The sequence below is a fragment of the Synechococcus sp. 1G10 genome (assembly GCF_002252625.1).
Classification (GTDB): domain Bacteria; phylum Cyanobacteriota; class Cyanobacteriia; order PCC-6307; family Cyanobiaceae; genus Regnicoccus_A.
On record NZ_NQKW01000043.1, the window covers coordinates 1 to 6352 of the forward strand.

Sequence of the window (6352 nt, forward strand, 5' to 3'; positions counted from 1 at the left end):
CGAGTTCCACGGCTGCCTGTTCATCAAAGCGGCCAGCGAGTACCCCGATCCCCAGGACTTGCCCCGACAGGCGGCGGTGGCCTTCAAGAAGAGCTGCAGCACCCTGCTTGAAGGGCTGTGCCGGGAGCTTCCCGCCGCTGATCCGCAAGCGCTGGCCCGACAGCTGCAACTTCTGATGGAGGGCGTGCTGGTGCTGGCCTTCCTGCAGCGAAATTTCCAGGCGGCGAACGATGCACGACTGGCGGCAGAAACGCTGCTGGTGGCAGAAACCCAGGCGACCGCCGAGGCCGGGTGATCATTGGCGATGTGCACTAAGCCCTCAGCTCGGTATCGAGCTACTCCTTTGCATCGCACTGGACCAGATACATGCGATAGGCGTAGCCGTATGCCCGCGGAGCGGATAGGCCATACCGTCTTCCACCAGCGCCAGGTTGATGTTCACGCCACTGATCACTTCGGCCACGGTGCGGCCATAGCGGTCCACCGTCTGGGGCCTGAGGGTCACGCTGGAGCCCAGCCGCAGGCGGCCCTGCAGGTAGCTGCGGGCCTGGGCGCCATGGGGGGCCTGGGGGGCCTGGGTCATCTCGGGAGCATCAATGCAGGCCAGACGCACGGTGATCCGCTGCTGACGAAACGATCCCTGTGCCACTGAGCTTGACAGCGCCAGCGGGATTCAGCCCTGCGGCTGGGCCGTGGAACGCTTCGCTCCGACCCGCTGAGGCATAAACCCCTATTGCCCTGGCCAGCAGGCCATCCGATCGTTGATGCATCGGTTTCGGAGGCCCTTCGATGGATGACACTCCTCCGGGTCAGGCGTCAGGAGTGCGCTGACGGTCCGGTCCCTGCTCCAACAATCTCGACGGATCACTGACTTCCCCGGCGTGTGACATCGTCGCCGTCCACTGCACCGTTCACGGCCCAGCCTCAGGTGCGCAGGACCAAACGGGAGGTCCCACTTGTCAACTGGCCCCAGGTGCCAGCGTCAGCAGCTCCGCCCCCACAACCAAACTGCTTCAGAGCCCGGTGGCCTCGTCACCGGGCTTTGAAGCAGTCCCCTTGACCCATGGACAACCTGAGCGATGTCCACCAGTCCCTGGTCGAGGACTACCGGGAGTCGATGGAGATCGCCGCCGGCAAGCTGCTGGCCCAACCAGGTGGTGCCGTCAGCATCGGGCCGAGACCGGAATGACGTCTAACGTTGAAGCCTCAGCCCATGAGGTTGGCGTAAGCCGCTGCCGTCATGACCCCAGCCGATCAAGCCAGCCAAAACCTCGAAGCTCCCTTCTCCGTCCGCCGCCGGCAACGTGGGGGGAAAATCGTCATGCAGGTGAGCAGTTCGGTGAGCGCCATGGAGGCTCTGCGGGCACGGATTCGGGCCCAGAGCAAAACCGTGGCCGAGCACATCGCGGCTGATCCGGACGCCAACTCTTTCATCGGCGACTGGGCCACACCTGAACTCCTCGACCGCTGAGCGCAAGCGTGGAGCTGAAGGCAGGGCAAATCGTCACGGTCGACTGGCGCAAAGATCCAGATGACCCCGATCAAGACCCTCACCCCCCGGAGCCCAACAAGCTCAGACCGGCTGTGGTCGTGCAGGATTGCGAACTGTTTGACCTTGCTTATCCCACAGTCTTGGTGGTGCCGATGACGAGCGACCCCGAACTGGCCATTCCTGACCTGACTGTGGTGCTGCAACCCAGCGAGACCAACGGCTGCAAGAAGGTGAGCTATCTGCTCCCTCAGAATCTCACCTGTGTGGCCAAGACACGCTTCACAACAGCCACTGACTCCTGCGTCACCCCCGCCGAGCTGCAGCAACTGCGCCAGCTGGTGGTGCTGGCCATCGGAGGACTCACCTGAAGGATGAGGCGGCCATCGCCAGTTTCAGCAGATCACTCCTCCTCGTCGGCCGCACCAGTAGGAATCAAGCGGATCTGCTTGCGACCCAGCTTGATCTCGAACTCATCGCCGGGCTGCAGATCCGGAAAAGCGGTGTAGGCCTTTCCGATCAGCAGATTGCCGTTGCCCTAAACCGTGGCCACGTAGCTCAGCTTGCGGCCGCCCTTGCCCACCGCGGCCGTGGCTGAGCCCAAGCTGACGCCTTTGGCCTCCAGCAGCGCCTCGTAAAAGGCGGTGAAGTTGAGGCGCTCACTGCCGTCTTTCTTGGTGCTGACATAGCCAGAAGCCTTGACGAGCTCAGAACTTGCTCACATCACCAAGTTCTTTCACCTTGCTCAGCAGATCAGCACAAGTGAGGGGCATGGGTCGTGTTGTTGTTGTAACCCAAGCATACAGGCTGGTTCGTTGAGTAGCAGCCCCCAATTGTGGTCATCGACAGTAAGGCTTTATGTCGTGGTCGTTCAGCGCAGGCTCTCGCATGCCTCGCCATCACCATTTGAGTCCAAATAGGTGTGTCCCTGAAGCAACAGTGCCTGAGCTTGCTGATAGGAGCCAATCTCCTTGCAACGATACTTCCGGCCACCAGGAATCGAACCAGTTGCGCTCGCTGATCGCCCCGCCGTTCGTCTGCGGCGGAAGTCCCAGGGGCGGGTGATGCCGCCAGGAACCTGTCGGATCGCTGTCAGGATGTCGCCCAAGGCATCACGGTCCCTTGGCTCGATCAAAGGGGAATGGCGTCCCGCTCGGCAGAACCCAGAGCGGCTGGCTTGAGATTGCGTCGGCGAATCAGATCCACGCGGCAGTGCAACGTGTCTTCCAGAGCCAGCTTCAGGGCGATGCGCTCCAGCAGACCCGTGCGGGGGGGCAGATCCACCAGGAGATCCAGGTCACTGTCGGCTCCAGCCTGATCACGGGCCACCGAGCCAAACGCCGCCACATTGCTGGCGCCGTGCGCAGTCGCGATCTCCCTGATCCTTGGAGCCTGAGCCAGCAGGTCGTCGAGGCGCATGGCAGACCAGAAGCTAAACCAGAGCCAGCCTAAGAGAAGCGGCTCAGCTCGGCTTGCCTCCTCGTGGCCTTGTAAGGGCCGAACTCAGTTCCAATGAAAAGGGCGGCCCGTGTCTGGCTCCCTACTGCTTCTCTTCGAGAAGGCTGCGCCTACGCAGAAGCCAAGGGCTAGGGCCGGCTTCAGGGCTAGTGCTCGCGCCGCCCTGGTCGAGGCCTCTGATTCATTAATGCTGCATGGATGTGGCGAGTTTGCGCGCTGTGAAGAGCACACTGGGACGGCCCTTGGTGCCACGTAAAATGATCGAATCATGGAATCAGAGCCAGGGGAAGGGACCAACCATGCAGACGATCGAAGTTACGGTGAAGGAGGCGATGATCAAAGCGCTTAACCGCATCCTGGAGCTAGAGCTGGCAGGAGTAGTTAAATACACCCATTACGCGCTGATGGTGTACGGCTACAACCGCATCCCGATCGTGGCCTGGCTCAAGAGCAATGCCGAGGAGGGGCTGGTTCATGCCCATAAGGCCGGCGAGATGGTGACGCTGCTGGGAGGGCATCCCTCACTTCAGATCGGTTCACTGTTGGAGACCCAGAAGCACGACATTGGCGACATCCTGAGAGAAAGCATGGAGCACGAGAAATCAACACTCAATGCCTATTACGAGCTGCTCTCCATTGCCGAATCACATTCTGTTCTGATGGAGGAGTATGCAAGGGAGATGATCGTGCTGGAGGAGCTGCATCTAGACGAGGTGGACAAAATGTTGCGCCGACCGGGCGATCTCGAGTCATTCCACGGCTGATCGCACCCCCAGTTCTTCCTTTTCTGATGAGGCTGCCCGAGAAGATATTCATCGGGATTGATTTATACTCCTTTCTACGCACTACGTAGAAAGGCGCCCCGAGTCGGGCGCCCTACTGCTGCGCAGAAGCCAAGGGCTAGGGCCGGTTGTAGGGCACTGGTTGGTGCCGCCCTGGTCGAGGCCTCTGATTCATTGCCGGAGCCGTTTGGCCGTCCTGCCCGCCACCCCACCAACGGCCCCAGAGCGGAGGGCGGCGGCGGCAGCCCTGCGGTGTCTGCTCAGCCCCAGGGAACGTCGAGGGACTCCACCAGCAACACGCCCTGGGGGTGCCATGGATCCTGTACAGGCCGTGGCTCTGGTGCCTGGTGGTCTGCTCCGTGTCGATGCGCTCGTTCCGCACCTGCTCGGCACTGGCGAGCGCCTGCACCCAAGCCCGGAACATTAAGGACGTGGGGCAACCAACTCCGCTCAGCCATCACAGATGGTGAATGGCGGTATAAATGACGGTGTAAGCAGAACTACACATCGTCCAAAGCCGTTCCATAGCAGTCGATTCCGTCCGCAATACAGGGACACCCTCTCCGTTTCTCGGTCAAAACGGGACTTCCCGGCAGGTCTCCTTGCGTCCCACGACTTCCTGTGATCCAAGCTGGGATCAGGGCTTCAGATTTTTTTGGCGTTCCTGCACGTCCTCGTGAAACCCAGGCAAGCAAAAAATTGTGGTGGCTCTAACCGACAGGGAAGTAAGCGCTGCCACTGCTTTCTCGGCGATACCGGGTCTCAGACGGCTCTGGAGTGCTCCTCGTGATCGCCCCGGTTGAGCGGATCGCTCAGCGCTTTGACTTGCCTCACCAGGGCCTGGCGCATCAGTACCTCAACCACTCCCGCTGCCTGGCCGAGCACCGCGCTTACCTGCAGCAGCCGATGGACACGGCAGGTGATCAGCCCTAGGGTTTGGACTAATGCAACGTAAGTCCGCCTGGGGCGGGCTGCCCGCCATGGCTGCCACCCCCTACCGCGTCACGCCGGCCCAGATCGGTAACTCCTCTGGCCTGCGGTTGCCTGTCGCCTTCTACCGCGATCATCCTCAGTTCGCTGGCGCCGCAGGCCAGGTGGAGGTGCTCAGTGACAACACCCTGCTGCTCCGCCTTGAGCCCGTTCAGCCGTTGGAGGCCGATGCGGAAGAAGAAAGCCTGATGCTGGGGCTCTTCCTTGACTTCCTCAGCCGTCAGGCCCTCACGGCAGATAGCGGCCCGCTGCTCTACACCGAGGCGATGGCCGCCGACGACGACGAACTGCTCGTTGGGGTCGTGGTCGATGTGGTGGATGCAGCTGCGGAATGAGCCCAGCGCTGGTGCGTCATGGCTGGCAGATTGCCTTCCAGCCGCGCCTGTTTGCACGCCAGTACGCCGAGCTCAAGGCTGAGGCCAGGCGCCTCAAGCAGCACTCGATCACCAGGCCTTTGTGCAGCATCCCCAGGTGAAGCTGCTGGCGGCGGTGATGGAGGGAATCAAGGAGCGAATCGCTGCTGATCCCTATGCCAGCCGCTTTGCACTCAGTGGACTGCTGTGGCGCTACGGGCGTCTCAAGGGCCTGGGCCTGCCTGATCGCTGCCGCCTGTTCTTCCGGCCTTTTGAGGCAGACGGCCAGCGCCTGCTGCTGATTCTCTGGCTGGGCTTCCCCCGCAAGGAGGGAGACCGCAACGACTGCTATGCCGTTTTCTCTCAGATGGTGAGTCGAGGCGATCTTCCCCAGGACTGGGAGAGCATTCAGCGCGAGCTCGACGCTGGCTGAGCTTGCAAGTGAGGACATGCACCAGTCCTCCTCCACCGGCCTCCAGTCGCTGGCCCCTGCCACCACGCTTGCTTCGCTCAACGCCCCGATCCGCAGGAAGAGACCGAGACAGAGTGAACTGCCGACGGCCCCTCTGCCGCGGCTGGCGTTGCAGCCCTACGCCAAAGCACGCCTCTGTCCCTTCTGCCAGTTGAGCAGCGCCATGGTGCTTGTCGGCCATCAAGCCGGTCCTGGCATGTGTACGGTTAACGCAATCGTGCTGCCACGACATGAAGCGCATTATCCAGACGCATATCATTTTAATCCTCTGTGTTGGCACGGCGGATGGTGCCTCCCCCCAGGAGGCACCCCAGCTGGAGAATGGCAGCCCTTACCCTGTGGAAAGAAAGAAGATCATTGCCAATGGATGGGTGAAGGTTGCAGAGCCCGGGAGTTCTTGCAACAGATTTGACGAGCCCTATCGTTCTTCCTGCATTTCATTCCCAGAGCTTAGCCATTGCGGCGACGATGACAATTGCTCATTTTTCTGGCGTGACAAAGACGGGTATTACCTGGAGATCTACACCTATGACAAGGACCTTGGGGTGTCCGGGTATGCGTACCCTGCTGTATACAAGGGCAGCACTAGAAGCGTCGAAAGGTGACCCGCTCGAAAGCAATGAGTTAGGGAGGATCTAGGGATCATCTGAAAACCCGCTAAAATCAGTCCAGATCTAAGATTGAGACTGGAACGGATGGCGGCCCCTCTCTAGCTGGGCTTTACGGACTACGAGCAGATCTTTGCCAAAAAGAGGACGCGTCGTCAGCGCTTCTTGGATGAGATGGAGGCCACGGTTCCCTGGGAGGC

At 61.0% G+C, this 6352-nt stretch carries 12 protein-coding genes and 2 pseudogenes; 10 read left to right on the top strand and 4 right to left on the bottom strand.

Annotation, left to right across the window (positions count from 1 at the left end):
* Positions 1 to 295: pseudogene (locus CJZ82_RS17125) on the top strand (TetR/AcrR family transcriptional regulator); the annotation flags it as partial.
* Positions 296 to 319: 24 nt separating this feature from the next.
* Here CJZ82_RS17125 and CJZ82_RS17130 read toward each other — a convergent pair.
* Positions 320 to 649 carry a thermonuclease family protein gene (locus CJZ82_RS17130; RefSeq protein WP_233130356.1) on the bottom strand — a complete coding sequence of 110 codons (330 nt, stop codon included), beginning with the start codon at positions 647 to 649 and terminating at the stop codon, positions 320 to 322.
* 414 nt (positions 650 to 1063) lie between these two features.
* Between CJZ82_RS17130 and CJZ82_RS19420 the strand changes: the two genes are divergently transcribed.
* From CJZ82_RS19420 to CJZ82_RS17140, 3 genes are read left to right on the top strand one after another with little or no spacing between them, the layout of a single operon-like run.
* A complete protein-coding gene (locus CJZ82_RS19420) occupies positions 1064 to 1189 on the top strand; it encodes a hypothetical protein (protein ID WP_255381095.1) in 126 nt (41 codons plus the stop codon).
* Positions 1190 to 1240: 51 nt separating this feature from the next.
* Positions 1241 to 1471, top strand: coding sequence for a hypothetical protein (locus CJZ82_RS17135; RefSeq protein ID WP_094556947.1), 231 nt, complete (start codon positions 1241 to 1243; stop codon positions 1469 to 1471).
* 8 nt (positions 1472 to 1479) lie between these two features.
* Positions 1480 to 1860 carry a type II toxin-antitoxin system PemK/MazF family toxin gene (locus tag CJZ82_RS17140; protein WP_198949831.1) on the top strand — a complete coding sequence of 127 codons (381 nt, stop codon included), beginning with the start codon at positions 1480 to 1482 and terminating at the stop codon, positions 1858 to 1860.
* 32 nt (positions 1861 to 1892) lie between these two features.
* Here CJZ82_RS17140 and CJZ82_RS17145 read toward each other — a convergent pair.
* From CJZ82_RS17145 to CJZ82_RS17150, 3 genes and pseudogenes are all read right to left on the bottom strand, one after another.
* Positions 1893 to 2262 (bottom strand): annotated as a pseudogene (locus CJZ82_RS17145) (AbrB family transcriptional regulator).
* Between the two features lie 98 nt (positions 2263 to 2360).
* Positions 2361 to 2597, bottom strand: a complete 237-nt coding sequence (locus CJZ82_RS19235) for an excalibur calcium-binding domain-containing protein (RefSeq protein ID WP_233130357.1) — start codon at positions 2595 to 2597, stop codon at positions 2361 to 2363.
* Positions 2598 to 2620: 23 nt separating this feature from the next.
* A complete protein-coding gene (locus CJZ82_RS17150; protein ID WP_094556948.1) occupies positions 2621 to 2908 on the bottom strand; it encodes a nucleotidyltransferase family protein in 288 nt (95 codons plus the stop codon).
* Positions 2909 to 3246: 338 nt separating this feature from the next.
* On the opposite strand from CJZ82_RS17150, the gene CJZ82_RS17155 reads away from it, so the two are divergent.
* The 6 genes from CJZ82_RS17155 to CJZ82_RS17170 all read left to right on the top strand — a co-directional run bounded on the left by CJZ82_RS17155 (position 3247) and on the right by CJZ82_RS17170 (position 6149).
* Positions 3247 to 3711, top strand: coding sequence for a bacterioferritin (locus tag CJZ82_RS17155; RefSeq protein WP_094556952.1), 465 nt, complete (start codon positions 3247 to 3249; stop codon positions 3709 to 3711).
* Between the two features lie 804 nt (positions 3712 to 4515).
* On the top strand, positions 4516 to 4662 hold the full coding sequence (locus tag CJZ82_RS18540) for a hypothetical protein (protein ID WP_158218632.1): 147 nt from the start codon (positions 4516 to 4518) through the stop codon (positions 4660 to 4662).
* A 47-nt stretch (positions 4663 to 4709) separates the two neighbouring features.
* Entirely contained in the window at positions 4710 to 5054 is a 345-nt protein-coding gene (locus CJZ82_RS17160; protein ID WP_094556953.1) for a hypothetical protein, read from the top strand.
* A complete protein-coding gene (locus tag CJZ82_RS19240) occupies positions 5051 to 5194 on the top strand; it encodes a hypothetical protein (RefSeq protein WP_233130358.1) in 144 nt (47 codons plus the stop codon). Before CJZ82_RS17160 ends, CJZ82_RS19240 begins: the two co-directional genes overlap by 4 nt.
* Complete coding sequence (locus CJZ82_RS17165; protein WP_233130359.1) at positions 5176 to 5505, top strand: type II toxin-antitoxin system YhaV family toxin; 330 nt, start codon at positions 5176 to 5178, stop codon at positions 5503 to 5505. Before CJZ82_RS19240 ends, CJZ82_RS17165 begins: the two co-directional genes overlap by 19 nt.
* 269 nt (positions 5506 to 5774) lie before the next feature.
* Entirely contained in the window at positions 5775 to 6149 is a 375-nt protein-coding gene (locus CJZ82_RS17170; RefSeq protein ID WP_094556949.1) for a hypothetical protein, read from the top strand.
* The last annotated feature ends 203 nt before the right edge of the window (positions 6150 to 6352 follow it).